The sequence below is a fragment of the Neoroseomonas oryzicola genome, from assembly GCF_012163135.1.
Lineage (GTDB): Bacteria > Pseudomonadota > Alphaproteobacteria > Acetobacterales > Acetobacteraceae > Neoroseomonas > Neoroseomonas oryzicola.
This window is the reverse complement of record NZ_JAAVUP010000001.1, coordinates 511629-535996: the sequence shown is the minus strand read 5'-3', so window position 1 is coordinate 535996 and position 24368 is coordinate 511629. Positions and strand designations below refer to the sequence as shown.

Annotated in this window: 23 protein-coding genes; 12 read left to right on the top strand and 11 right to left on the bottom strand. The window is 69.8% G+C overall.

Annotated elements, in window-relative coordinates:
* The first annotated feature begins 3 nt into the window (after positions 1-3).
* Positions 4-900, top strand: a complete 897-nt coding sequence (locus GWK15_RS02565; protein WP_168038743.1) for a ketopantoate reductase family protein — start codon at positions 4-6, stop codon at positions 898-900.
* Between the two features lie 39 nt (positions 901-939).
* Here GWK15_RS02565 and GWK15_RS02560 read toward each other — a convergent pair whose 3' ends face one another.
* Both GWK15_RS02560 and trxC read right to left on the bottom strand, forming a co-directional pair.
* Complete coding sequence (locus GWK15_RS02560) at positions 940-3276, bottom strand: xanthine dehydrogenase family protein molybdopterin-binding subunit (RefSeq protein WP_168038741.1); 2337 nt, start codon at positions 3274-3276, stop codon at positions 940-942.
* A gap of 74 nt (positions 3277-3350) precedes the next feature.
* The gene (gene trxC / locus GWK15_RS02555; protein WP_168038739.1) at positions 3351-3788 is read right to left on the bottom strand and encodes a thioredoxin TrxC; all 438 of its coding nucleotides are present in this window, start codon (positions 3786-3788) and stop codon (positions 3351-3353) included.
* A gap of 125 nt (positions 3789-3913) precedes the next feature.
* Here trxC and GWK15_RS02550 point away from each other — a divergent pair, with 125 nt between their 5' ends.
* Positions 3914-4804: a ribokinase gene (locus GWK15_RS02550; RefSeq protein ID WP_209441973.1), complete on the top strand. Its 891-nt coding sequence runs from the start codon at positions 3914-3916 to the stop codon at positions 4802-4804.
* Here the strand turns inward: GWK15_RS02550 and GWK15_RS25635 are convergent.
* The 4 genes from GWK15_RS25635 to GWK15_RS02530 all read right to left on the bottom strand — a co-directional run bounded on the left by GWK15_RS25635 (position 4798) and on the right by GWK15_RS02530 (position 8433).
* Positions 4798-5304 (bottom strand): YMGG-like glycine zipper-containing protein, encoded by a 507-nt coding sequence (locus GWK15_RS25635; protein WP_209441972.1) that lies wholly within the window; start codon positions 5302-5304, stop codon positions 4798-4800. The two genes, GWK15_RS02550 and GWK15_RS25635, sit on opposite strands and share 7 nt — an antisense overlap.
* A 72-nt stretch (positions 5305-5376) precedes the next feature.
* Entirely contained in the window at positions 5377-5820 is a 444-nt protein-coding gene (locus GWK15_RS02540) for a hypothetical protein (RefSeq protein WP_168038737.1), read from the bottom strand.
* A 55-nt stretch (positions 5821-5875) separates the two neighbouring features.
* Positions 5876-7615 (bottom strand): thiamine pyrophosphate-binding protein, encoded by a 1740-nt coding sequence (locus GWK15_RS02535; RefSeq protein WP_338147178.1) that lies wholly within the window; start codon positions 7613-7615, stop codon positions 5876-5878.
* A complete protein-coding gene (locus tag GWK15_RS02530; protein WP_168038735.1) occupies positions 7612-8433 on the bottom strand; it encodes a hypothetical protein in 822 nt (273 codons plus the stop codon). The genes GWK15_RS02535 and GWK15_RS02530 overlap by 4 nt, the downstream gene beginning before the upstream one ends.
* A 70-nt stretch (positions 8434-8503) precedes the next feature.
* Here GWK15_RS02530 and GWK15_RS02525 point away from each other — a divergent pair, with 70 nt between their 5' ends.
* The 4 genes from GWK15_RS02525 to GWK15_RS02510 all read left to right on the top strand — a co-directional run bounded on the left by GWK15_RS02525 (position 8504) and on the right by GWK15_RS02510 (position 12311).
* On the top strand, positions 8504-9469 hold the full coding sequence (locus tag GWK15_RS02525; protein WP_168038733.1) for a thiamine pyrophosphate-dependent dehydrogenase E1 component subunit alpha: 966 nt from the start codon (positions 8504-8506) through the stop codon (positions 9467-9469).
* Complete coding sequence (locus GWK15_RS02520; RefSeq protein WP_168038731.1) at positions 9466-10437, top strand: alpha-ketoacid dehydrogenase subunit beta; 972 nt, start codon at positions 9466-9468, stop codon at positions 10435-10437. Before GWK15_RS02525 ends, GWK15_RS02520 begins: the two co-directional genes overlap by 4 nt.
* Positions 10438-10577: 140 nt before the next feature.
* Positions 10578-11240 (top strand): peroxiredoxin, encoded by a 663-nt coding sequence (locus tag GWK15_RS02515; protein WP_168038729.1) that lies wholly within the window; start codon positions 10578-10580, stop codon positions 11238-11240.
* Positions 11241-11330: 90 nt separating this feature from the next.
* Entirely contained in the window at positions 11331-12311 is a 981-nt protein-coding gene (locus GWK15_RS02510) for a tripartite tricarboxylate transporter substrate binding protein (protein WP_245211385.1), read from the top strand.
* Here the strand turns inward: GWK15_RS02510 and GWK15_RS02505 are convergent.
* The 3 genes from GWK15_RS02505 to GWK15_RS02495 are packed head-to-tail and all read right to left on the bottom strand — an operon-like array spanning position 12304 to position 15158.
* A complete protein-coding gene (locus GWK15_RS02505; RefSeq protein WP_168038727.1) occupies positions 12304-13590 on the bottom strand; it encodes a TRAP transporter large permease subunit in 1287 nt (428 codons plus the stop codon). The genes GWK15_RS02510 and GWK15_RS02505 overlap by 8 nt on opposite strands.
* Positions 13591-13594: 4 nt before the next feature.
* Positions 13595-14104: a TRAP transporter small permease gene (locus GWK15_RS02500; protein WP_338147177.1), complete on the bottom strand. Its 510-nt coding sequence runs from the start codon at positions 14102-14104 to the stop codon at positions 13595-13597.
* 1 nt (position 14105) lies between these two features.
* A complete protein-coding gene (locus GWK15_RS02495; protein ID WP_245211384.1) occupies positions 14106-15158 on the bottom strand; it encodes a DctP family TRAP transporter solute-binding subunit in 1053 nt (350 codons plus the stop codon).
* A 151-nt stretch (positions 15159-15309) separates the two neighbouring features.
* Between GWK15_RS02495 and GWK15_RS02490 the strand changes: the two genes are divergently transcribed.
* Positions 15310-16872 carry an acyl-CoA synthetase gene (locus tag GWK15_RS02490; RefSeq protein WP_168038725.1) on the top strand — a complete coding sequence of 521 codons (1563 nt, stop codon included), beginning with the start codon at positions 15310-15312 and terminating at the stop codon, positions 16870-16872.
* 69 nt (positions 16873-16941) lie between these two features.
* Here GWK15_RS02490 and GWK15_RS02485 read toward each other — a convergent pair whose 3' ends face one another.
* The gene (locus tag GWK15_RS02485) at positions 16942-17700 is read right to left on the bottom strand and encodes an SDR family oxidoreductase (RefSeq protein ID WP_168038723.1); all 759 of its coding nucleotides are present in this window, start codon (positions 17698-17700) and stop codon (positions 16942-16944) included.
* Between the two features lie 125 nt (positions 17701-17825).
* On the opposite strand from GWK15_RS02485, the gene GWK15_RS02480 reads away from it, so the two are divergent.
* The gene (locus GWK15_RS02480) at positions 17826-19070 is read left to right on the top strand and encodes an alpha/beta fold hydrolase (protein WP_168038721.1); all 1245 of its coding nucleotides are present in this window, start codon (positions 17826-17828) and stop codon (positions 19068-19070) included.
* Here GWK15_RS02480 and GWK15_RS02475 read toward each other — a convergent pair.
* Positions 19064-19807, bottom strand: coding sequence for an SDR family NAD(P)-dependent oxidoreductase (locus tag GWK15_RS02475; RefSeq protein ID WP_168038719.1), 744 nt, complete (start codon positions 19805-19807; stop codon positions 19064-19066). The two genes, GWK15_RS02480 and GWK15_RS02475, sit on opposite strands and share 7 nt — an antisense overlap.
* Before the next feature lie 148 nt (positions 19808-19955).
* Here GWK15_RS02475 and GWK15_RS02470 point away from each other — a divergent pair, with 148 nt between their 5' ends.
* From GWK15_RS02470 to GWK15_RS02455, 4 genes are all read left to right on the top strand, one after another.
* Complete coding sequence (locus GWK15_RS02470) at positions 19956-20960, top strand: TRAP transporter substrate-binding protein (protein ID WP_168038717.1); 1005 nt, start codon at positions 19956-19958, stop codon at positions 20958-20960.
* A gap of 60 nt (positions 20961-21020) precedes the next feature.
* On the top strand, positions 21021-21530 hold the full coding sequence (locus GWK15_RS02465) for a TRAP transporter small permease (RefSeq protein ID WP_168038715.1): 510 nt from the start codon (positions 21021-21023) through the stop codon (positions 21528-21530).
* Positions 21530-22849 carry a TRAP transporter large permease gene (locus GWK15_RS02460; RefSeq protein WP_168038713.1) on the top strand — a complete coding sequence of 440 codons (1320 nt, stop codon included), beginning with the start codon at positions 21530-21532 and terminating at the stop codon, positions 22847-22849. The genes GWK15_RS02465 and GWK15_RS02460 overlap by 1 nt, the downstream gene beginning before the upstream one ends.
* Positions 22850-23008: 159 nt before the next feature.
* Positions 23009-24355, top strand: coding sequence for a glycosyltransferase family 4 protein (locus GWK15_RS02455; protein WP_168038711.1), 1347 nt, complete (start codon positions 23009-23011; stop codon positions 24353-24355).
* Positions 24356-24368 lie beyond the last annotated feature (13 nt).

The following is a 24368-nucleotide window of genomic DNA, read 5'->3' as shown; positions in this document are numbered from 1 at the left end:
GCTATGAAGGTCGCCGTGATGGGCGCCGGCGCTATCGGCTGCTTCTATGGCGGCCTGCTGGCGCGGGCAGGCGCAGTGGTGACGCTGGTCGGGCGCGCGCAGCATGTCGACGCCATCCGGGAACGCGGGCTGCTGCTTGAGGTGGGTGGCGAGACACACGCGGTGCCGGTCGGTACCACGACATCGACGAATGGCGTGGCCGGAGCCGAACTGGTGCTGTTCTGCGTGAAGTCCGGCGATACGGAGGTGGTGGGTGCGGAGATGGCCCCACATCTCGCGCCCGAAGCGACGATCCTGAGTTTCCAGAACGGCGTGGACAATGCCGCGCGGCTGGGGGCGGTGCTGGGGCGCCCGGTCGTGCCGGTGGCCGTGTATGTGGCGACCGACATGGCGGGACCCGGCCATGTGCGGCACCATGGGCGCGGGGATTTGCTGATCGGGCCGAGCGCGCGGAGTGCGGAGATCGTGTCGCTGTTCACCACGGCCGGTATTCCGGCGCGGGTGTCCGAGGATGCGATCGGCGCGCTGTGGGGGAAGCTCGTCGTCAATTGCGCCTACAACGCGCTCTCGGCGCTGACGCGGATGCCCTACGGCCGCATGATCCGGCAGGATGGGGTCGAGGCGGTGATGCGCGAAGTCGTCGCGGAATGCCGCGCTGTCGCGGCAGCATCCGGCGTCGCGCTGGCGCCTGACATCCTGGATGCGGTGCTTGGGTTGGCGGCGATGATGCCCGATCAGTTCTCCTCCACGGCGCAGGACCTGCGCCGAGGCAAGCAGACGGAGATCGATCACCTCAACGGATTCGTGGTCCGCAAGGGCACGGAACTCGGTATCCCGACCCCCGCCAATCGCGTCCTGCTGACGCTGGTGAAGGCTGCCGAAAAAGCCAAAGAAGGTTGAGGGGGCGCGGGGGAGAAGTTCCCTTCTCCCCCGCCTCTCTCAGCGAAGGGCCTGCGCTGCCGCCCAGACCTTCTCGGGCGTGGCGGGCATGTCGATGTGCTGTCCGCCCAGCGCGTCCGAGATCGCGTTCATCACGGCGGGCAGCGACCCCGCGCAGCCCGCCTCGCCGCAGCCCTTGGCGCCGAGGGGGTTGGTCTTGCAGGGATCGGGCGCGCTCTCGAAGCCGAAGGAGGGCAGGTCGTCCGCGCGCGGCAGGCCGTAATCCATGTAGGAGCCGGTCAGGAGCTGCCCGTCCTCGGAATAGGCGACGCGTTCGATCAGCGCCTGGCCGATGCCCTGGACGATGCCGCCATGCGCCTGGCCTTCGACCAGCAGCGGGTTCACGATCACGCCGAAGTCGTTGACCGAGAGGTAGCGGTCGATCTTCACGTGCCCGGTGTCGGGGTCGATCTCGACTTCGCAGATGTGGCAGCCGTTGGGGTAGGCCATCGGCGCCTGGTCGTAGACGGTGCGGCTGTCGAGCTCGTTCGGAACGTCCTGGGGCAGGGGTCCGATCTCGCGGATCTTCGCGGCGAGTTCCATGATGCCGATACCGCGGTCGGTGCCGGCAATGGTGAAGCGGCCCTGCGCGAACTCGATATCCTCGGCGGCGGCTTCGAGGACGAAGCCCGCGGCCTTGCGGCCCTTGTCGATGACGATGTCCGCCGCTTCGAGGATGGCCGCGCCCGAAGCCATCAGCGACTTCGACCCGCCGGTGCCGCCGCCGGCGATGAGCCGATCGGAATCACCCTGGACGAGGCGGATCTTGTCGAAGGGCACGCCGAGCTTCGCGTGCAGCACCTGCGCGAAGGGCGTCCAGTGACCCTGGCCGTAGTCGAGCGTGCCGGTGACGATGGTGACGGTGCCGTTGGCCTCGAAGACCAGCTCGCCCTGTTCCTTCATCGGCGGGGCGGTGCATTCGAGGAAGTTGCCGAGGCCACGACCGCGCAACAGGCCTCGCTTGGCGCTCTCGGCCTTGCGCGCCTCGAAGCCGTTCCAGTCGGCGGCTTCGACCGCGTGGTCGAGCAGTGCGGAAAAGGCGCCGGAATCGTAGACGGAACCGGAGGCGGCGCTGAAGGGGAACTGCTCCGGCTTGATGTGGTTCAGCTTGCGCAGCGCGATCGGGTCGCGGCCGGTCTCGCGGGCCGCGGTCTCGATCAGCCGCTCCATGAAGTAGTTGCCCTCGGGGCGGCCGGCGCCGCGATAGGCGGAGATCGGCGTGGTGTTGGTGACGACGTTCTTCGTCTCCACCAGCAGCAGCGGCGTCGCGTAGTTGGACTGGATGTTCTTCGAGAAGTTGCCCGTCCCCATCAGGTTGCCGACGGTCGACAGGTAGCCGCCCATGTTGCCGTAGGAGACGAGCTTCACTGCGAGGAAGCGTCCCTCGGCATCGAGGGCGAGGGAGGCCTCCGTCTCGTGGTCGCGGCCGTGGCAGTCCGAGAGGAAGGAGCCCGTGCGCTCATCCGTCCACTTCACCGGCCGGCCCAGCACCTTCGCCGCGTGCAGCACGCAGGTGTATTCGGGGTAGGCCGAGGCCTTCATGCCGAAGGACCCGCCGACATTGCCGGTCAGGATGCGGACCTTCTCGACTGGCACTTTCAGGATGTCATTGGCCATCTGGTTGCGCAGGCCGAAGACGCCCTGGCTGCCGACGCGCAGGATGTAGCGGCCCTCGGCCGCGTCCCATTCGCCGATCGCGCTGCGCGGTTCCATGGCGCAGACGACGATGCGGTTGTTGCGGATGTTCAGCGTCGTGACATGCGCGGCCTTGGCGAAGGCCTCGGCGACCTTGTCGGCATCGCCGTAGCGGAAGTCGAGCACGACGTTGCCGGGGATGTGGTCATACAGCTGCGGCGCGCCGGGGGCGGCAGCGGCGGCAGCGTCGGTCACGGCATCGAGCGGGTCGATGTCCATCTCGACCATCTCCGCCGCATCCTTGGCCTGGGCCTTGGTCTCGGCAACCACGAAGGCGACCGGATCGCCCACCCAGCGCACCTTGTCGGCGGCGAGGGGCCCGCGCTCGACGTTGATGAGCGGACTGCCATCCTTGTTCTTGAGCGGCAGCACGGATCGCATCGGCCCGTATTCGGTGAGGTCGGCGGCTGTGTAGATGCCGAGCACGCCGGGCATCGCCTTCGCCGCCTCGGTGCCGATGCGGTTGATGACGCCATGCGCATAGGGGCTCCGCACCATGACGCACCAAGCCTGGCCGTCGACCGAGATGTCGTCGGTGTAGCGGCCGCGGCCCTGCAGCAGGGTCGGGTCTTCCTGGCGCGGCACGGGCTGGCCGATCCCGAACTTCATCATGGTGGGATCAGCCAGGTTCGTATCGGGCATGGGGGCCTCAGGGCGACGTGTCGGGATGCCCTACAGGTTAGGCGCTGTTTGCTGCGGTGCAACCCACGGCCGGGTCAGCCGGCGTGTTGGCGCGCCCAGGCAATGATCTGACGTGCCGGCATCGCGCCGGCCTGGCGCGCGACCTCGCGCCCGTCGCGGAACAGGGCGATCAGCGGAATGCCGCGGATCTGAAGCTCCTGGGCCAGCGCGGGCGCTTCCTCGGTCGACACCTTGGCGAGGCGCATCCCGGGTTCGAGCGTCGCGGCCGCGGCTTCGAATTCCGGTGCCATCGCCCGGCAAGGACCGCACCAAGAGGCCCAGAAATCCACGAGCAGGGGCAGGGAGTCCGCGCGCAGGTGTCGCCGGAAGCCCGTCTCATCGAGGGCGATCGGCCGGCCTTCGAACAGCGGCTTGCGGCATGCGCCGCAGACGGGGCGATCGGCCAGCCGTGCTGCGGGCACGCGGTTCACGGCATCGCAATGGGGGCAGACGACCTGCAGGGGATCAGCCATGGCGGGGTCCTTCGTGATGCGTCGAGATCCTCTCGCGCCTCTGCGCGTGCTGCCTTGCGCAGCCGCAAGGCTTGACCCCGGCCGAGGGCTCGCCGCAGCGTCGCGCTGCCTTGGGGAGGGAAAGCATGGGTCGGATCCTTGTCGTCGGATCCTACAACCAGGACACGGTGCTGCGCGTGCCGCGCTTCCCGAAGCCGGGCGAGACGCTCGCCGCCACGGCGCTCGAGCATTTCCACGGCGGCAAGGGCAGCAACCAGGCGGTCGCGGCAGCGCGATCCGGGGCGGAGGTGACCCTGGCCGCCTGCATCGGCCGTGATGCGGCGGGCGATGCGGCGCTGGCGCTCTGGGCAGGTGAAGGCATCGATGCGACGGCGGTGCGGCGCGAAGCCGGGGCGCCGACGGGGACCGCGCTGATCCTCCTCGACGCGGCGGGGGAGAACGAGATCGTCATCCTGGCCGGCGCCAATGCGCGGCTCGCGCCGGAGGATGCGCGGCCCGCCGCGGCGGGAGCCGCGCTGGTCGTCGCGCAGCTGGAAACGCCGGTCGAGGCGACGATCGCGGCCTTCCTCGCGGCGCGTGCCGCCGGCGGGCGCACCCTGTTGAACGCGGCGCCGGCCGGGGATCTGCCCGCGGCGCTGCTCGCGGCTACGGACATCCTGGTCGTCAACGAAACGGAGGCGGAGCGGCTCGCCGGAAAGGGCGGCGCGCCGTCCGAACTGGCGGCCGCGCTGGCGCCGCGGTTCGGCTCGGGCGTCGTGCTGACGGCGGGGGCGGCCGGGGCGTTCTGGGCGGGGCGCGACGGTGGCGCGCTGCATCTGCCGGCGCCGCCGACCCAGGTGGCCGACAGCACCGGTGCCGGCGATGCCTTCGTCGGCGCCATGGCTGCCGCGTTGGCGGAGGGCCTGCCGATGGAAGGCGCATTGCGCCGCGGCGTCATCGCGGGATCGCTCGCCTGCCGCAGCCTCGGCGCCGTCCCGTCCCTGCCGCGGCGCGCCGAGATCCTGGCCGCTCAGTAGCGGTAGTAGGTCGGCTCCGGCGGCGCGTAATAGGCGCCGGCATAAGGCTGAGGCTGCCAGTATGAACCCGGCGGGGGCTGCCAGCCCGGCGGCGGCGGGGGCGGCTGCTGCTGGTAGCCGCCGCCATAGGGCGCCGAGACATAGCCTCCACCCGAAGGCGGCGGGTAATAGGGCTGCCCGCCACCCTGCGGCGGATAATAGGTCGAGGCGCCCGGCTGCGGCGGCGGAGCGTAGTAAGGTGCGCTGCCCCAACCGCCCTGCTGCGCGGGTGGCGGCTGCGGTGTCGTCACCGCGCCGATCGCCGCACCGCCCAGGCCGCCCGCGAGGGCGCCGACCGCCGCGCCACGCGGGCCGCTGGCCAGGCCGCCGATCGCGGCACCCGTGCCCGCGCCGATCAGCGCGCCGCCCGCGGCACGCTGGGTGGGGTCGTAGGGGTTGGTGCAGCCGGCAGCGAGCAGCACCGCCATGCCGGCCAACGCGAACCTGGTCCTGGGCGACATGCGTCGTTCCTTCGAGTGTCGAGTCTCAGTCACAACCATCGCGTGCAAGCATGGCGAGGCTGTGGCGACGGTCTAGTAACCCGGTGGCCGTCCGTAACGGAGGGTTTCCGGGGGCGCGCTGGGCGGGCGGCCGACATAGCGGCCCTGGGGCAGGGGGCGCTCGAAGCGGCTCGTGTCGGGTGGCAGGTAACGCGGCGGGTTCTCGATGGGCGGGCCGACATGGCGCGGCGGCGGACGCCAGTAGCCGGGCGGCCCGCCCCAATAGGCCGGGGGCGGCACATAGGCCGGACCGGATTCGTAGGTCAGGCTGCCCTGGGGCGCCTGCTGCGGCGCCGGAGGCGGGATGCGGGGGGCCTCGGGAGCCGCCGGCGGCGCCGAGGACGGGCCGTAGAGGACCTGCGGCGGCGTCGCGCCGTAGATGACGCGCGGCAGGCCCGGTTCGCTCGTCTGGGCCGCGAGCGGCCCGGCGAGGAGCAGCAGGCCCGTGGCGGCCAGGATGGCTCGGCGTTCCCTCATGGCTTGGCAGTCTAGCGCCGAACGCGGCGGCGATGTGGTCTTTCCGCGGCCGGGATCAGACCGGCCGGTCGCCCTTCTCGACCTTCAGGGTGCGGTTGTCGACGCCGGGCAGCATCCGGGCCGGGTCGCGGGTGACGATGACGTCGAGGACGGTGGGGGTGTCGGTGTTCGCGAGACCCTCGCGGATCGCGCCGGCGAGCGCATCGGGGCCTTCCACGCGGATGCCGTGGCAGCCGAAGGCGCGGGCGGCGGCGGCGTAGTCGGTTTCGGCCAGTTCCGAGGACTGGTACTTGCCCGGTCCATAGACCGCGTGCTGCAGCGCCTTCACATAGCCCGAGGCGCCGTTGTTGAAGACGCAGAGCACGTAGTTCGCGCCGGTCCGGCGCGCGGTCTCGATCTCGCCGATCGTCATGTTGAAGCCGCCATCGCCGGTGAGGCCGACGACGCGGCGCTTCGGCCCTGCGGCCATCTGCGCGCCCATGGCGCCCGGCGCGCCGTAGCCGATGGAGGCGAAGCCGCGGTCGGCGATGAAGTGCCGCCCGGCCTTCTTGGTGTCGAACAGCAGCCCGCCCCAATGCCCGGCGAAGCCGCCATCGGCGACGAGGATGTCGTCATCCGCCATGGCGATGTTCAACTCGTTGATCAGGCGGCCCACATTGATCGGCGTCTCGTTCGATTCCAGCCGGTCGGCGGCGCCGACGCGCCAGGCGGCCATGCGCGGGGCGACGGCGGCGGCGAAGTCGGCGCGGCCATCGGGCAGGGGGCCAGCAGGCAGGGCGGCGAGCAGGTCCTCGAGCGCCAGGCGCGCATCGGCGGCGAGCGCGACATCGGCGCGCGTCGTGCGGCCGATCTCCTCCGGCACGATCTCGATATGCACGACCGGCACGCCGGCGGGCATGAGGGAGAAGCGCTTGGTCGCGATCTCGCCGAGCTTGCAGCCGACGACGATCAGCAGGTCGGCCTCGGCGACGAAGTCGTTGGCGATGCGCGAATAGCGCCCGAAGACGCCGGCCGAGAGCGGATGCGTGCAGGCGATCGCGCCCTTGCCGGACATGGTGTGCGCGACGGGAATCCTCTGCGCTTCCGCGAGGGCGAGCAGCGCGTCATGCGCGCCGCTGACATGGATGCCGCCGCCGACCAGCAGCAGCGGGCGCTTCGCCCTGGCGAGAAGGGCCGCGGCGCGTTCCAGCTCGCGGCCGTCGGGACGCGTGCGCCGCGCCTGGGCCTGCAGCGTGCCGGGATCGGCCCAGATCTCGTCGGCGCCGAAGGTATGTTCGCCGTGGCAGACATCCTCGGGGACGTCGAGCACCACGGGGCCGGGCCGGCCCGAGGTCGCGACCGCGAAGGCGCGGCGGACGAATTCGGGGATGCGCTTCGTGCTCTCGACGCGGATCAGTTCCTTGCAGGCGGGGCGGAGGATCTCCACCTGCCGCGCCTCCTGCGTCATGTTCTTCCAGGCGTGGTCGCGGTTGGCGTCGCCGACGATGGCGACCAGCGGGATCCCCGCGTTCAGCGATTCTACGAGGCCCGTGACGAGGTTCGTCGCCCCCGGCCCGAGCGTCGCATCCACCACGCCCGGGCGGTTGGTCACCCGCGCCCAGGCATCGGCGGCGAAGGTGCCGCAGCGCTCGTCGTTGATCAGGTAGTGCTTGAGGCTCAGCGCGCGGACCGCCTCGTAGAAGGGCAGCAGCTGGAAGCCGCCCATGCCGAACATCGGGCCCACCTTGTGGGCCTCGAGCATGCGCGCGAGCGCCTCGCCGCCGGTGATGGTCAGGGTGGTGTTGGAAGCGGTCACGCGCGGTGGTCCTTCTCGATCGCTTCGGCCAGCAGGGTGATGGCGTCGCGCACCGTGCCGCCGGGCCTCAGGCCCAGCGCGGCGGCGCGGCGGTTGACGCAGGAGACGACGCCGGTCTCGACGGCGGAACGGCCATCGCCGATCCGCGCCGTCCAGGCGGAATAGGTGGCGGCCGCGATGCCGCGCGCATCGAGCGCCGGCAGCCGCGTGAAGCCGGCGCCGTCGATGCCGCCATCGGCGTCGTTGTAGAGCGCGGCGAAGACGGCGGCGCGCGCGGCCGTCTCGGGCCTTCCACCGAGCAGTCCGCCATGGCTGCCGGTGACGACGACCGTGCCGTCGTCGTCGGTCGTCATCAGCGAGTTGGAGTCCATGGCCGAGGCCCGGGCGCGGCCCGGCACGGCGACCGGGAAGCGCGATTCCACGCTGTCGGGCGCGTCCACCACCGGCACCGGCGCGGCGGCCAGGCGACGCGCTGCCTCGCGGCACCACATGCCGGGTTCCACGCCCACCGCCGCGGCAGCGGCATTCACATGGCTGACGATGCCGCGGCCGAGCATGTCGAAGCCATCCCCGATGCGCGCGCTGCGGTGGGAACAACAGGCGGCCGGAATGCCGAGCGGCTGCAGGTAGTCGAGCCCCGCGATGCCAGCCCGATCGAGCCCGAGCCCGGCGTCGTTCAGCAGCACGCCGGCGACGCGGGCTTTGGCCGCGAGATAGGCCGCATAGACCCCGCCATGGGAGCCGCCGACGATGACCCGCCCTTGCGCCTCCGGCCCCAGCCGGGTGACGCTGTCGACGACGATGAGCCGTTCCAGCATGGCCGCGTTTCCTCTCCCTGCCTCGGGAGTAGAGCGCGCCGGAAGGGCTGGCAACAGGGGAGGGGACCGGATGTCCAGCGCGTCCAACGAGACGGCGCGGCGGGTCGCGATGCTGCGCGACATGGCGCGCATCCGCGCCTTCGAGCGCGAGGCCGTCGCCGCGATGAGGTCCGGGGAGGCGCCGGGCGTGGTGCATCCCTCGATCGGGCAGGAAGGTGTCGCGGTCGGCGTCTGCGCGAACCTGCGGCGTGCGGATCGCATCACCTCCACGCATCGCGGGCATGGGCACGCCATCGCCAAGGGCGCGGATGCGCGGGCGATGATGCTGGAACTGCACGGCCGCGCGGGCGGGTCCTGCGGCGGCAAGGGCGGGTCGATGCACATCGCGGATTTCGCGGTGGGAATGTTGGGTGCGAATGGCGTAGTGGGCGCGGGCATCCCGATCGCTTGCGGCGCTGCGCAGGCCATCCGGCTGACGAAGGAGGACGCGATCGTGGCGTGCTTCTTCGGCGATGGGGCGGTGAACCGCGGACCGTTCCTCGAGGGGATGAACTGGGCGGCGCTGTATCGCCTGCCGGTGCTGTTCGTCTGCGAGGACAACGGATTCGCGGCCTTCACGCGCAACAGCGCGGTGACGGCGGGCGGCGGGCCGGCCGTGCGCGCCGAGGCATGCGGCGTGCCGGCCACGGCCGTGGACGGCGAGGATGTGCTGTCGGTCGACGCAGTGGCGGCGGAACTCGTTGCGCGCATCCGCGGCGGCGGCGGCCCGCAGTTCCTGCACGCGAAATGCTATCGCTGGGAAGGTCACACGGGCACCGACGCGGCGGGTTATCGCCCGGCTGAGGAAGCCGCGGCGGCGCGCGGGCGCGACTGCATCCGCCGGCTGGCCGCGCTGCTCGACCCGGAGGAGGTTGCCGCCGTCGAGGCCGAGGCGGCGGCCGAGATGGCCGGGCACCGCGCTGCGGCCATGGCCGCGCCCTGGCCCGATCCCGGTGCTGCCTTCACCGACGTCCAGGATGCGGGGGCGCCGGCATGACGCGCATGACCTTCGCCGAGGCGGCGCGTCGTGCGCTCGCCGAGGAGATGCGCCGCGACCCGCTGGTCTGGGCGCTCGGTGAGGACCTCGTCCAGGGCGGCATCTTCGGCCAATACAAGGGCCTGGCCGAGGAGTTCGGCACCGATCGCATCGTCTCCACCCCGATCAGCGAGAGCACCATCATGGGCGCCGGCCTTGGTGCCGCGCTGTGCGGCACGCGACCGGTGGTGGAGATGCGAATCGCGGACTTCACCCTTTGCGCCATGGACGAGCTCGTCAGCCAGATCGCCAAGGTCCGCTACATGTTCGGCGGCCAGGGGCGCGCGGCGCTGGTGGTGCGGATGCCGCAGGGGATGTGGCGGAACTCGGCGGCGCAGCACAGCCAGTGCCTGGAGGCCTGGCTGACGCATATCCCCGGCTTGGTGGTCGCGGCACCCGGCACGCCGGCGGATGCGGCAGGGCTGCTGAAATCCGCGGTCCGGTCGGACGATCCCGTGGTGCTGATGGAACCGAAGAACCTCTGGACCGCCGAAGGCGAGGTGATGGAGGAGATCGCGCCGATCCCCTTCGGCGTCGCGCGCCACGCCGCCCAGGGCGATGCGCTGACGGTGGTGACCTGGTCGGCCATGGTGCCGGTCGTCGAGCAGGCGGCGCGCGAGAGCGGCATCGCCTGCGACGTCTTCGACCTTCGCAGCCTGTGGCCCTGGGACGAGGCGGCGGTGATCGCCTCCGCCCGGCGCACCGGCCGGCTGCTGGTGGTGCATGAGGCCGTGACCGTCTCCGGCTTCGGAGCCGAGGTCGTCGCGCGCGTCGTGGAGGCTCTGGGACCGGGCGGGCTGCGCGCGGTGGAGCGCCTTGGCTCGCCGCGCGCCCCGGTCCCCTTCAGCCCGCCTCTAGAGGACTCCATCCGTCTGTCGCCGGCGCGCGTGGCCGATGCGATCCGGCGCGTTGCCGCCGTGGGGGCGTGAACGGCCTTGGCGCGCTGCGAGGGAACGGGAGAAGCGCGTTCTCCGCGCAAGCAACTTTAGACATGCGTAACATTTCACTTGAGCGGAACGTCGTCGCGTGGTGCCGTCCGCCGCCGCACGCGACACAGAGGGAGTGCGCAATGACCATCGCCATCGGCCAGACGGCCCCGGATTTCGAAGCCGACACCACGCAGGGACGCATCCGCTTCCATGAGTGGATCGGCAACGGCTGGGCGATCCTGTTCAGCCATCCGAAGGACTTCACCCCGGTCTGCACGACCGAGCTCGGCACCATGGCCGGGCTGAAGCCGGAGTTCGACAAGCGCAACACGAAGATCATCGGCCTCAGCGTCGACCCGGTCGACAGCCACAAGCGCTGGGAAGGCGACATCGCCGAGGTCACCGGCCATGCCGTGACCTACCCGATGATCGGCGACCCGACGCTCGAGGTGTCGAAGCTCTACGGCATGCTGCCGGCTGATGCGGGCACCACCTCGGAGGGCCGTACGGCCGCGACCAACCAGACGGTGCGCGTCGTCGTCTTCATCGGGCCGGACAAGCAGGTGAAGGCCTACCTCGCCTACCCGATGACCGCCGGGCGCAACTTCGACGAGGTGCTGCGCCTGCTCGACAGCCTGCAACTCACCGCGAAGCACAAGGTGGCGACGCCGGCGAACTGGAAGCACGGGCAGGACGTGATCATCGCGGGCTCGGTCAACAACGAGGACGCGAAGAAGCTCTTCCCGGCCGGCTGGAAGGAGCCGAAGCCCTATATCCGGATCGTGCCGCAGCCGCAGGGCTGAGGGCCGCCCCGGGCCGGGGAGATTTCCCTCCCCGGTCCTTGCCCGGCGCATGCTAGCCTTTCCGGACAAGAAGAGTTCCGGAGGAAGCGCATGCCCCAGGCGTCGATGTCGCGCCGTCGTGCCATCCTGCTGGCCGGCGGCGCGTCGCTTTTGAGCCGCCCGTCCCTCGCGCAGCAGGGGCGCTATCCCGACCGGCCGATCCGCATGCTCGTGCCCTGGACGCCGGGCGGGGCGACGGACATCCAGATGCGATCGGTCTGCGACCAGGCCTCGCGGCGACTGGGGCAGCCCGTCATCGTCGAGAACCGGCCGGGGGCCTCGGGGACGCTCGGCGCGCTGCACATGGCGAAGGAAGCGCGGCCGGACGGCTACACCCTCGGGCAGATGCCGAACGGCGTCTTCCGCATGCCGGCGATGACGGATCGCCCGCAATGGGATCCGACGCGGGACTTCTCCTGGATCATCCGATTGGTTGGCTACATGGGCGGCGTCGTGGTGCGGCCCGATGCGCCATGGCATTCGATGCAGGACCTCGTCGCCTATGCGCGGGCCAACCCCGGCAAGCTGAGCTACGGCACGCCGGGCGCCAACACGACCGATGTGCAGATGACGCGCCTCGCGCGGTTGGCCGGGATCGACTGGGTGGCGGTGCCCTTCCGCGGGGCGGCGCCGAACCTGCAGGCGCTGCTGGCGGGCGACATCCACTTTTCCGCCGAGACCAGCGCCTGGGCCGACATGGCACTGGAAGGCCGCGTGCGGCCGATCGGCGTGTGGATGAGCGAGCGCGCCGCGCGCTTCCCCAACGTCCCGACCTTCCGCGATGCCGGCTTCGACGTGCTGGGGGAGAGCACCTACGGCATCGCCGGCCCGCGCGGCATGGACCCGAGTGTGGTCCGCGTGCTGCACGATGCCTTCAAGGAGGCGCTCTACGACCCTGCGCACCTCGCGACCATCGCGCGCTTCGACATGCCGGTGCGCTACCTCAACACCGAGGACTATGCGACCGCGGCGATGACGCAGAACGAGGAGGAGAAGCGCACCGTGCGCGAACTGGGGCTCCGCGCTAGCTGAGCCCCATCGCGTGCGGCAGCCATAGCGCGATGCCCGGGAAGCCCACGACGAGGGCGAGGGCGACGAACATCGCGAGGATCATCCACACCACCCAGGGGATGGTGCTTTCCATCCCCACCCCCGCGATTCGGCAGGAGACCATCAGGTTCACCGCCATGGGCGGGGTGAACTGACCGATCGCGATCTTCATGGTCAGGATGACGCCGAACCAGGTCAGGTCCCAGTGGAAGCTGTTGGCGATCGGAATCAGCACCGGCAGCAGGATCAGGAAGGTCGAGACGCCGTCGAGGAACATCCCGATAACGATCAGCACCAGCATCAGCAGCGCGATGGTGCCGTATTCGCCTAGCCCCAGACCGACGATCCAGGCGGCGATCGGCTGGACGATGCCGAGCGTGGCGGTCGACCAGGCGAAGACGCTCGCCAGCGACACCACGATCAGGATAACGGCCGATAGTTCCCCGGCCTCGACCAGCATCTCGTAGCAGTCGCGCAGCGTGAGGCTGCGGTAGATGACGAAGCCGACGAACAAGCCATAGGCCACGGCGAGGACGGCTGCCTCGGTCGGCGTCACGAAACCCGAGCGCATGGCGCCCAGGATCACGACCGGGGCCATCAGGCCCCAGATCGCCTCCTTGAAGGTCTGCCAGACGCGCAGGCGTTCGTCGCTGCGCGCCTTGCCGCCGAAATCCTTCAGCATGGAGATGATGACGATGGGCACGATGATGGCGAAGCCGGCGAGGATGCCGGGGAACATGCCCGCCATGAAGATCGCCGGCACGGAAACGCCGGGCACCAGCACGGCATAGATAATGAAGGCGATGGAGGGCGGGATCAGGATGTCCGTCGCCGCCGCCGCGCCGACCGTCGCGGCGATGAAGGGGCGGGGATAACCGTCCTTCACCATGGAGCGCGTCACCACTTGGCCGACCGCGGCCGAGGTGGCCGGCCCCGAGCCCGAGATGCCGCCGATCACCATCGCCACCAGCACGGCGACCGAGGCCAGCGCGCCGCGCCCGGCACCGACAAGTGCCGTTGCGAAGCGCACCAGCCGCAACGCGACGCCCGTCCGGTCGAAGACGCTGCCGACCAGGACGAACATCGGGATCGCCATCAGCGGATACTTCGCGATGCCGGCGTAGACGTTGGTCGGCATGGCGAACATGGACTGGTCCGCCAGCGCGATCGCGGTTGCGCCGGCAAGTCCGAGGGCGACCGCGATCGGCACCCCGCCGAGCAGGAGGATGGTGAAGATCGCGAAGAGGACGACGCCGATCACGGTCTCAGCCCTCTTCGCCGTGCAGCAGGCGTATCAGGCGCCCCGCCGCGCGGGCCATGACCACGACCGACAGCAGCGGCAACCAGCCGGTGTAGAGCCAGTTCGGATGTCCGAGCCCGTTCGACAGCACCTCGAAGCGATACTCGTCGTAGGCGAGCAGCGTTCCGTACCAGGCCAGCAGGGCGAAGCAGATGATGGTGAGCACCATCGCGATCCCTTCCGCCACGCGGCGGGCGCGCGGCGACCGCCCGTCGACCAGGACCCCGATCCGGATGTGACGCCCCGTCGCCGTGGCGATGGCGGTGCCGAGCAACGCCACGACCACCATCAGCGCCACCGAGTATTCCTCGGTGAAGGCGAGCGAAACGTTGGTCAGGTAGCGCGTCACCACGTTGGCGGAGGTGATCAGCACCATCGCCCCCATGGCGGCGGCAACCAGCACTTCCTCGATGCGGAGCGGCACCCGCGTGCGCGGGTTGATCCGCTCCGCGGTCGGATCGGCCTCGGCGCTCACCTCAGGCCGACGCGGCGCGGATGGCGGCCTCGGCCTTGCGGACGAGATCGGCGCCCACGGTCTGGGCCCACTTGTCGTAGACCGGACGCGTCGCCTGCGCGAAGGCGGCCTTCTCCGCGGCGGTCAGGGCGGTGACCTCGACGCCGCGGGTGCGCAGTTCGCGGATGGAGGCGTCATCCCCGCCATCGAGCCCGAGGCCACGGCGCGTCAGCGCGATCTGGTTGCGCCCGGCTTCCTCGGCGCATTCGCGGACCAGCTGCTTGTCGGCGTCGTTGAAGGAATTCCAGACGGTACGCGAGAGGCAGAAGATCAGCGGGTCGTTGACGTAGTTCCACACCGTGAGGTGCTTCTGCGCCAGCGTGTCCATGCGGAAGGCGAGGAAGAGGTTGATCGGGTTCTCCTGCCCGTCGACCGCGCCGGTGGACAGGGCCGGCTGCAGGTCGGCGAAGGACATCTGCACCGGATTGGCGCCCAGCGCCTGGTAGATGTCGGTGAAGATGGCGCCGGCGGCGAAGCGGATCTTGAGGCCGCGCATGTCGGCCGGCGTGCGGATCGCGTGCTTGGAGTTCGAGATCTCGCGGAAACCGTTCTCGCCCCAGGCGAGGGGCACCACCTCGCGCCGTTCCATCACGCCGAAGATGTCGCGGCCGACCTCGCCGCGGATCAGCGCGTCGAAGGCCTTGTGGTCGGGCATCAGGAAGGGGAGCTGGAACAGCCCGACCTCGCGCACCTGCGGGGCGATGTTGATGGTGCTGAAGACCGAGAAGTCGATCACGCCCTGGCGCATTGCGACCAGCTCGCGCGTCTGGTCGCCGCCGACCAGCTGGCTGCCGGGATAGACCTTCACGTTGATGCGCCCGCCGGAACGCTGGGTCACCAGCTCGGCCCATTGGAAGGCGCCCTCGGCGAAGGGGATCGGGCGGTTGCCGACGACCGAGAGCTTGTATTCGGGACGGTACTGCTGCGCCCGCGCGGCGTAGGGCAGGGCGAGCCCGGCCCCGGCAGCGCCCAGCAGCAGCGAACGGCGCGAGGCGCCCATGCGTGACTCGGTCATCTGGCGTTATCTCCCTGACGGCCATGGCGTCGGCGCGCCGTTCCGGCGCTTCGCAACAAGACTGGCCCGGCAGGGGCCCCGCGGGCAAGCCGTCCCGCGCTTGCCCGTCCATCCCGCCCGGTGCAGACGGGTGGCAACGGAGGACCGTCGCATGATCCCGACCTCGAACCTCGCAGGCCTGCTGCTGCAGACGGCGCGGCGGCTGCCCGACCGGCCGGGGCTGGTCTGGCGGGATGCCAGCTGGTCCTGGGCGCGGATCGCGGAGCGCGTGCAGGCCGCGGCCGGGGCGTTGCGGGCCCGCGGCATCGGCCATGGCGACCGGGTCATGGTCCATGCCCGCAACGGCAACGCCATCTTCGAATCCTGCTGGGCCTGCTGGCTGATCGGCGCCGTCTGGGTGCCGACCAATTTCCGCCTGAGCCCGCCGGAGGCGGCCTTCCTCGCCGCCAATGCGGGCTGCCGCGCGCACATCGTCGACACCGGCTTTCCCGAGCACCGCGCGGCGGCGAAGGCGGAGAACGCCGCCTGCATCCTGGAGGTCGCGATCGGGCAGGGGGGCGGATTGTCCTGGGACGACCTTGTCGAGGAAGGCCGCGCCGCGCCGGTCACGGAGACCGCCGATGTCGACCGCGACCACCCGGCCTGGCTGTTCTACACCTCCGGCACCACGGGGCGCCCCAAGGGCGGGACGCTGACACATGGGCAACTCGCCTTCGTGGTGGTGAACCACATCGCGGATCTGATGCCGGGGCTGAGCCACCACGATGCCTCGCTGGTCGTGGCGCCGCTGTCGCACGGGGCGGGGATCCACGCGATGGCGCAGGTCGCGCGCGGGGCGGTGTCGGTGCTGATGCCGGGGGAACGGCTGGACGTGCCCGAGGCCTGGCGCCTCGTGGAGAAGCACCGCGTCAGCAACATGTTCACGGTGCCGACGATCCTGAACGCGCTCTGCCGCGACGCGAGCGTGGATGCGCACGATCATTCCTCGCTGCGGCATGTCATCTATGCCGGCGCGCCGATGTACCGGGAGGACCAGAAGCACGCGCTGCGCAAGCTCGGGCCGTGCCTGGTGCAGTATTTCGGCCTCGGCGAGGTGACGGGGAACATCACCGTCCTCCCGCCGGAGTGGCACAGCATCGAGGATGATCCCGCCTTCCCGATCGGATCATGCGGTTATCCGCGCACGGGAATCGAGATCGCGATCCTGGATGGCGAGAACCGCCGCCTGCCGGCGAACGAGACCGGGGAGATCTGCATCCGCGGCCCGGCGGTGATGGCCGGCTACTTCCAGAACCCGGCGGCGAACGAGAAGGCCTTTGCGGGCGGATGGTTCCACACCGGCGACCTCGGGCATCTCGATGCGCGGGGATTCCTGACCATCACCGGGCGGCAGTCGGACATGTACATCTCGGGCGGGTCGAACGTGTATCCGCGCGAGGTGGAGGAGGTGCTTCTGACCTTCCCTGGCGTCGCCGAGGCCTGCGTCGTCGGTGTGCCGCACGAGAAATGGGGCGAGACGGGCGTGGCGGTGCTGGTGCCCGCGGAAGGTGCCGCGATCGATCCCGCTGCCGTCATGGCGCATCTCGACGGGCGGCTGGGCCGCTACAAATGGCCGTCGAAGGTGGTGCTGTGGGATGCCTTGCCGCGGTCCGGCTACGGCAAGGTGCCGAAGAACGAGGTGAGGCGCCTGCTCGCGGAGCGCGGCGAAATCTAACGGCGCGCCCAGTATCCAAAGAAGGGAGGGGGTTCGGGGGAGGTTCTCCTCCCCCGACCTTGCCTTGTGTCAGCCGCGCCCTTCGAACGGCATCTTCGTCGCCTTGATCGTGAGCGTGAAGATGTTCGATTCCAGCGGCAGGTTCGCCATGTGCAGGATCGCCTGGCCGACATGGTTCACATCCATGGTCGGCTCGACCGCGACGCTGCCGTCCGCCTGCTTCACGCCCTTCGCCATGCGCGCGGTCATCGGCGTCGCGGCGTTGCCGATGTCGATCTGCCCGGCGCAGATGTCGTACTTGCGGCCATCGAGCATCACCGACTTGGTCAGGCCCGTGATGGCGTGCTTGGTCGCCGTATAGGGCGCGCTGTCCGGGCGCGGCGTGTGCGCGCTGATGGATCCGTTGTTGATGATGCGCCCGCCCTGCGGCGTCTGGTCCTTCATGATGCGGAATGCGGCCTGGGCGCAGAGGAAGGACCCCGTGAGGTTCACCGCGACCACGCGGGACCAGTCGGCGTAGGTCAGGTCCTCGAAGGCCGTGCCGGGCACGTTCTGGCCGGCATTGTTGAACAGCAGGTCGAGCCGCCCGAACTTCTGCTTCACCGCGCCGAACAGCGCGTCGACGGCCGCCGGGTCGGCGACGTCGGCGGGGATCGCGACGGCACGCGGGGCGGCGTCGCCGGCCATGGCGATGGTTTCCTCCAGCGCTTCCTTCCGGCGGCCGGTCAGCACCACGGTCCATCCGCCGCCGAGCAGGGCGAGGGCAGCCGCGCGGCCGACGCCGGTGCCGGCGCCGGTGACGACGGCGATCTTGGTGGGGGAGCTCATCGGCGTTTCCTCATGCCTGTCGATGTCGCGCGCACTCTGCGCAAGGAGGGCGGGGCTGGCAACGCCGGTTGCCGGGGCGGAACCGCGCTGACATCCTTGGCCGAGGGAAACGCCAGGAGGATCGGATGGCAGGCTGGCCGCAGGGCAATGCGTGGGACGGCTTCGTGGCCCGCTGGCAGGCGGCCTGCGCGGAGGACGCGGTCCTCGGCGAATGGCGCCAGGGGGCGGTGACGCGTTTCGCGATCGTCAGCGGCGAGCAGCGCGCGGAGTTCGGCTTCGGCGGCACGGCGGGCCCCGCGACCTTCGCGCTCGAGGCCACGCCGGAGATCTGGGCGAAGCACCTCGAGCCCATCCCGCCGCGGCACCATCACGCGATCTTCGCGATGCGCCACCGCGTCCCCGGCTTCGCCATCACCGGGGAGGAGATGGACTTCCTCCGCCACTGCCACCTGGCGCGCCGGGTGCTCGAGATCGGTCGATGGCTGGTTCTCGGCGGCAAGGGCCCGGTGCCGGCCTTCCCACGGCCGGCGCTGCCGGCGCAGCCGGATCCTGACGTGACGGGGCGCTACCTGAACGTCGCCGCTGATGGCCGCACCTGGCGGATCTACGCGGAACAGGCGGGGCAGGGCAGGGACCTGCTGGTGCTGCACACCGCGGGCGCCGACGGCCGGCAGGCGCATGGGCTGATGGCCGACCAGCGCATCGTGAAGGACTGGCGCATCACGTCCTTCGACATGCCATGGCACGGCAAGAGCCCGCCGCCGGCCGAGGTGCCCGGCGCCTGGCGCCTGACGACCGACCGCTATGTCGAGATCATCATGGGCGTGGTGAAGGCGGCGGGGCTGAAGAAGCCGGTGCTGCTCGGCGCGTCGATGTCCGGCGAGATATGCCTCGAGGTCGCACTGCGCCACCCGGAGGCCTTCTCGGCCATCATCGCCTGTGAGGCCTGCGACCACGTCGCTGGCCGGCGCAGCCGCTGGGCGGACGATCCGCGCATCAACCAGGCGATCTTCGTGCCCGAATGGATCCATGGGCTGATGGCGCCGCAGAGCCCGGCCGAACCCGCCGCCGCGATCTGGTGGCACTATTCCCAGGGCGGCTACGCCACCTTCGATCGCGACATCGGCTTCTATTCGGGCGAATGGGATGCGCGCGACCGCGTGCACCGCATCGACACGTCGCGCTGCCCGCTCTTCATGCTGACGGGCGAGTACGACTATTCCTGCACGGCCGAGATGTCGGAGGCGACGGCGGCGAAGATCAAGGGGGCGCGCTTCACCCGCATGAACGGGATCGGCCACTTCCCCTTCACCGAGAACCCCCCGCTGTTTGCCGAATACCTCCTGCCGATCCTGCAGGAGGTTCAGTAGACGGCGCGGCCGCCCGAGATGTCGAACACCGCGCCGGTCGAGAAGGAGCAATCCTCCGAGGCCAGCCAGCAGGCCAGCGCGGCGATCTCCTCGACCTTCACGAAGCGGTCCATCGGGATCTTGGACCGCATCCAGGCGATCTGCTCGGGCGTCATCTGGTGGAAGATGTCGGTCTCGGCGGCGGCCGGCGTGATGCAGTTGGCGAGCACGCCGGTCTTCGCGAGTTCCTTGCCGAGCGACTTGGTGAAGCCGATCAGCCCCGCCTTCGACGCGCTGTAGTGGGAGGCGTTCGGATTGCCTTCCTTGCCGGCGATCGAGGCGATGTTCACCACGCGCCCGTAGCCCGCATCGATCATCCGAGGCACGACGGCGCGGGTGACCATGTAGGGCGCGATGAGGTTCACCTCGACCACGCGCTTCCACTCCGCTGTCGGCAACTCCCAGGACGGCGCATTGCCGCCGGTGATGCCCGCGTTGTTCACGAGGATGTCGACGCGGCCATAGGCCGCATAGGTCGCGGCGAGGGCGGCGCCGATCGCGGCCTCGTCCGTCAGGTCCAGCACATGGGCCGAGGCGCGCTCCAGCGTCGCGGCGGCGGATTCGGCCGCCACGCGGTCGATGTCCCAGATCGCCACGGCTGCGCCGGATTCCGCCGCGCGCCGCGCGATGGCAAGCCCGATACCGCGGGCGCCGCCCGTCACGATGGCCACGCGCCCGGCCAGGTTCAGATGGTTCATGCCAAATCCTCCGACGAGGAGCCCAGTCTCCGCCAAGCCCGCTGCCTGGGAAAGAGGCAGTAACCGGGCAGTTCCCACCGCGATGTTTCCGCCCCTATAGTCGCACCAGAGCCGTCACGAAGCCGGCCTGAAAAGGGAGAGATTGTCCATGAATCGCAGGACGCTGCTTGGTGGCCTCGCTGCCGGGGCATCGCTGCTGTCGTCGCCGCATGTCGCGCGGGCACAGCAGGCCATCACGCTGAACGGCGCTTCCCAGTTCAATGACGACCACGTCTTCAACCGCACCATGACGCGGTTCGAGGAACTGGTGAAGCAGTACTACACCGCCCAGCCGGTGAATTTCGTCATGCACAAGAACTCGAGCCTGGGTCTCGAGAAGCAGTATTTCGAGTACATGTCGGCCGGACGTGGCGCTGTGGACTACGCGATCGTCTCGCCCGCCCACATGTCGACCTTCAGCCGCGCGGCGCCCTTCGTCGACGCACCCTTCCTGTTCCGCGACCTCGCGCATTGGAACCAGGTGCTCGACCAGGACCTCTTCGCCCCGGTCGCGCAGGAGGTCGAGCGCCGCGCCCGCGTGATCCTGATCGGCTATGCCGGCGGCGGCGTGCGCAACATTTTCGCGAACAAGCGCGCGTCGAACATGGCCGAGATCCGCGGCCTCAAGATCCGCGTGCAGGGTGCGCCGATCTGGTCGCGCAGCTTCCAGGCAGCCGGCATGTCGCCCTCGGTCATCGCCTACAACGAGGTCTACAACGCCATCCAGAACAACGTCATCGAGGCCGGCGAGAACGAGGCCGCGGGCGTCGAGGCGATGCGCTTCTACGAAGTGGCGCCGAACCTCATCACGACGCAGCACGCGATCACCATCCGGCCGCTCTGCTTCTCGGCCCAGTCGCTGTCGCGCCTGCCCGCCGGGCTGCAGGAGGCGATCCGCCGCGCGGGCCGCGAGGCCGGCACCTTCGGCCGCCAGGCCGAGAGCAGCGAGGACGGGCAGAAGATCGCCGCCCTCGAGCAGGCGGGGCGCCTGCGCCGCATCCCCTTCACCGACGGCCCCGCGCTCAAGCGCGCGGTCGACCCGGTGATGGCAGCCTATGCGCGCGAGGTGGATGCGGAGTCGATCTACACCCGCATCAACGCAATCTCCTCGTGATCCTTGTGCGGCCGGCGGGATCCCGCCGGCCGCCTCTCCCATTCCATTCCGGAGCCATCCATGCCTGAGCCCGGCCTGCGCGGCCTGGTGCGGCGGGCCGCCGACATCTATGGCCGGCTGCTCTCGGCACTGCTTGCGATTTCCGTCCTGATCCTGGTCCTGCCGGTGACGCTGCAGGTGGTCTCGCGCCAGACCAGCCTGCTGCCGCACTACATCTGGACCGAGGAGATGGCGCGCTTCCTCCTCGTCTACACCGTGATGATCGGCGCCATCGTCGGCCAGAAGGAAGGAATCCACTTCATCGTCGACCTCTGGCCGCAGCTGACTGGGCGGTTCCGGGCCTTCATGGACCTCCTCTCGGGGATCTTCGTGCTGATCTTCGGCGCGGTCTTCCTGTGGTTCGGCATCGAGTTCGTCGACTTCGCCTGGTTCCGCATCAGCGAGCTCGCGGAACTGCCGCTGTGGCTGATCCACCTGCCCTGGCCGATCCTCGGCTTTTCCTGGCTGATCTTCGGCGGCGAGAAGTTCGCCGACGACCTGCGCGTGCTGATCCATGGGGAGGGCGCCTGATGGGCGGCAATGTCCTGTCCGCCGGCCAGGCGGCCTGGTTCCTGTTCGGCGGATTCTTCACGCTGCTGGCGCTGCGCGTGCCGGTGGCGGTGGCACTCGGCCTCGCCTGCCTGCCGGTGCTGATGCTCGAACCGCGCCTCGGGCCGATGGTGCTGATGCAGGAGACCTTCAACGCCTACAACTCGTTCATCCTCCTCGCCGTGCCCTTCTTCCTGCTGACGGCGAACCTGATGAACGTCGGCGGCATCACCGACCGCCTGATGCGGCTGTCGCGCGCGCTGGTCGGGCATTTCCCGGGCAGCCTCGCGCAGATCAACGTGGTGCTGTCGATCTTCTTCGCGGGCATCTCGGGCTCCTCGACCGCTGATGCGGCCTCGCAGTCCAAGATCTTCATCGATGCCCAGCGGAAGGAGGGCTACGACGACAGCTTCTCGGTCGCGATCACGGCCGTCTCGGCGGTGCTCGCGGTCATCATCCCGCCCTCGATCCTGATGATCGTCTGGGGCGGCGTGCTGACCGTCTCGATCGGCGCGCTGTTCCTCGCCGGCATCGTGCCCGGGCTGCTGATCGGCCTGGTGCAGATGGCGACCGTCCACATCTACGCGAAGATGCGGGGCTACCCGACCTATGAGCGGGCGACCTTCCGCGAGGTGATCGGCGCGACCTTTGTATCCATCCCGGCGCTGATGACGCCGGCGATCATCATCGGCGGCAAGGTCTTTGGCTGGTTCACCGCGACCGAGAGCGCCTGCATCGCCGTGCTCTACGCCGGCGCGCTGTCGCTGCTCTACTACCGCGAGATGGGGCTGAAGCAGTTGTGGGAGGCCCTGGGCGAGACCGGGCGCCTCGCCGCCGTCGCGCTGTTCTGCGTCGGCACGGCGTCCTGCTTCGGCTGGCTGCTCGCCTACTACAACATCCCCGAGGCGATCCTCGCCGGCGTGTCCTCCTGGGGCATGGGCCGGGCGGCGACGGGCTTCTTCATCGCCGGCGTCTTCCTCGTGGTGGGCTGCTTCCTCGATGCCATCCCGGCGATCATCATCGTGGGGTCGATCCTGCAGCCGCTCGCGGCGGGGGTCGGGATGGACCCGGTGCATTTCGCCATGATCGGCATCGTCAGCCTGGCCTTCGGGCTGGTCACGCCGCCCTACGGCCTCTGCCTGATGATCGCCTGCCATGTGGCGGGGATGCGCATGGCGGATGCGCTGAAGGACACGATGATCATGCTGCTGCCGATGCTCGGCGTGCTGATGCTCGTCATCCTATGGCCGGATGTGGTGCTGTTCCTGCCGAAGCTCGTCTCGCCCGAGTTCCTCGACTGAGCGGGCGCTCCGGGGTGCCGTGCGGGCCGGCACCCCGGGAAGGGATTTCTTGACGATCCTCGACCCTGCCTTCAGGGTCGGGTGACGCTTCATCAACCCTTGGTAGTGATACTGGGGCCCCGAGGTCAGGCCCGGCCTTCCAAAACGGACTCGTCGCGAATGCCCGCCAAGCGTGCCCCACGCATCTTCATCGATGGCTACAACCTTGCGCTCGAACAGGGGACCGGCGTCGCCACCTACGCCCGGAACCTGAGCTTCGCGCTGCGTGACCTCGGCGCCGAGGTCGGCGTGCTGTACGGCACCAAGGCGTCGACGGTCAGCATGAACCCGCTGATCCGGGAGATCGCCTTCTTCGACCCGCGTGTCGGCCGCCCGTCCAAATGGGTCCAGGCGTTGCACACGACGCGGCGGCTGCTCAGCACCCCCTTCGGCGAGATCGCGACGCAGGTGCCCATCACCGGCCGCGTGGTGCGCGAGACCTACCGATCCCGCCTGCCGCATTTCGATCATGTCTGGAACGTGCAGAACCTGTTCGACGCGCAGCGCCTGCACTTCAACGTCTATCGCAACCGCATGAACGTGCACTTCCGCAGCCCGCCGGACATCATGCACTGGACCTATCCGCTGGCGCTGAAGATCACCGGCGCGCGCAACGTCTACACCATGCACGACCTGGTGCCGCTGCGGCTGCCCTACACCACGCTCGACAACAAGCGCGGCTATTACCGGCTGGTGCGGCAGCTCTCGCGGCGCGCCGACCACATCTTCACGGTCAGCGAGGCGTCGAAGCGGGACATCGTGAACCTGCTCGGCGTGCCCGAGGAGCGCGTGTCAAACACCTACCAGGCGGTCGAGATCCCGAAGAAATACGCCGAGAAGCCGGTCGAGGAGGTGCGCACCGAGATCGAGGGCACCTTCGGCCTGGAGCACAAGCGCTACTTCCTGTTCTTCGGCGCCATCGAGCCCAAGAAGAACGTCGGCCGGATGATCGAGGCCTACCTCGCCTCGGGCGTCGAGGACCCGCTGGTGATCGTGGGCAAGAAGGCGTGGAAGTCGCGCCAGGAACTGCGCCTGCTCTCGGACAACGAGCACATCCGCTACCTGCTGACGCGCAACGGCATCACCGAGACGCGGCATCGCGTCCGCCACATCGACTACGCGCCGTTCCCGCTGCTGGTCAGCCTGATCCGCGGCGCCAAGGCGGTGCTCTTCCCCTCACTGTATGAAGGCTTCGGCCTGCCGGCGCTGGAGGCGATGCTGCTCGGTACGCCGGTGATGACGTCGAACACCTCCTCGATGCCCGAGGTCGTCGGTGATGCCGCGATCCAGGTCGACCCCTATGACGTCCGGGCGATGGTCGAGGCCATCCGCTCGCTGGACCGGGACCAGGACCTGCGGGGGCGGCTCTCCCAGGCCGGGCCGGGGCAGGCCTCGCTCTTCTCCCCGGATCGCTACCAGACACGGCTGCGGGAGGCCTATACAAAGGTCGGCGTGAACTGGGGCTGAGGCGGGGGCCGGC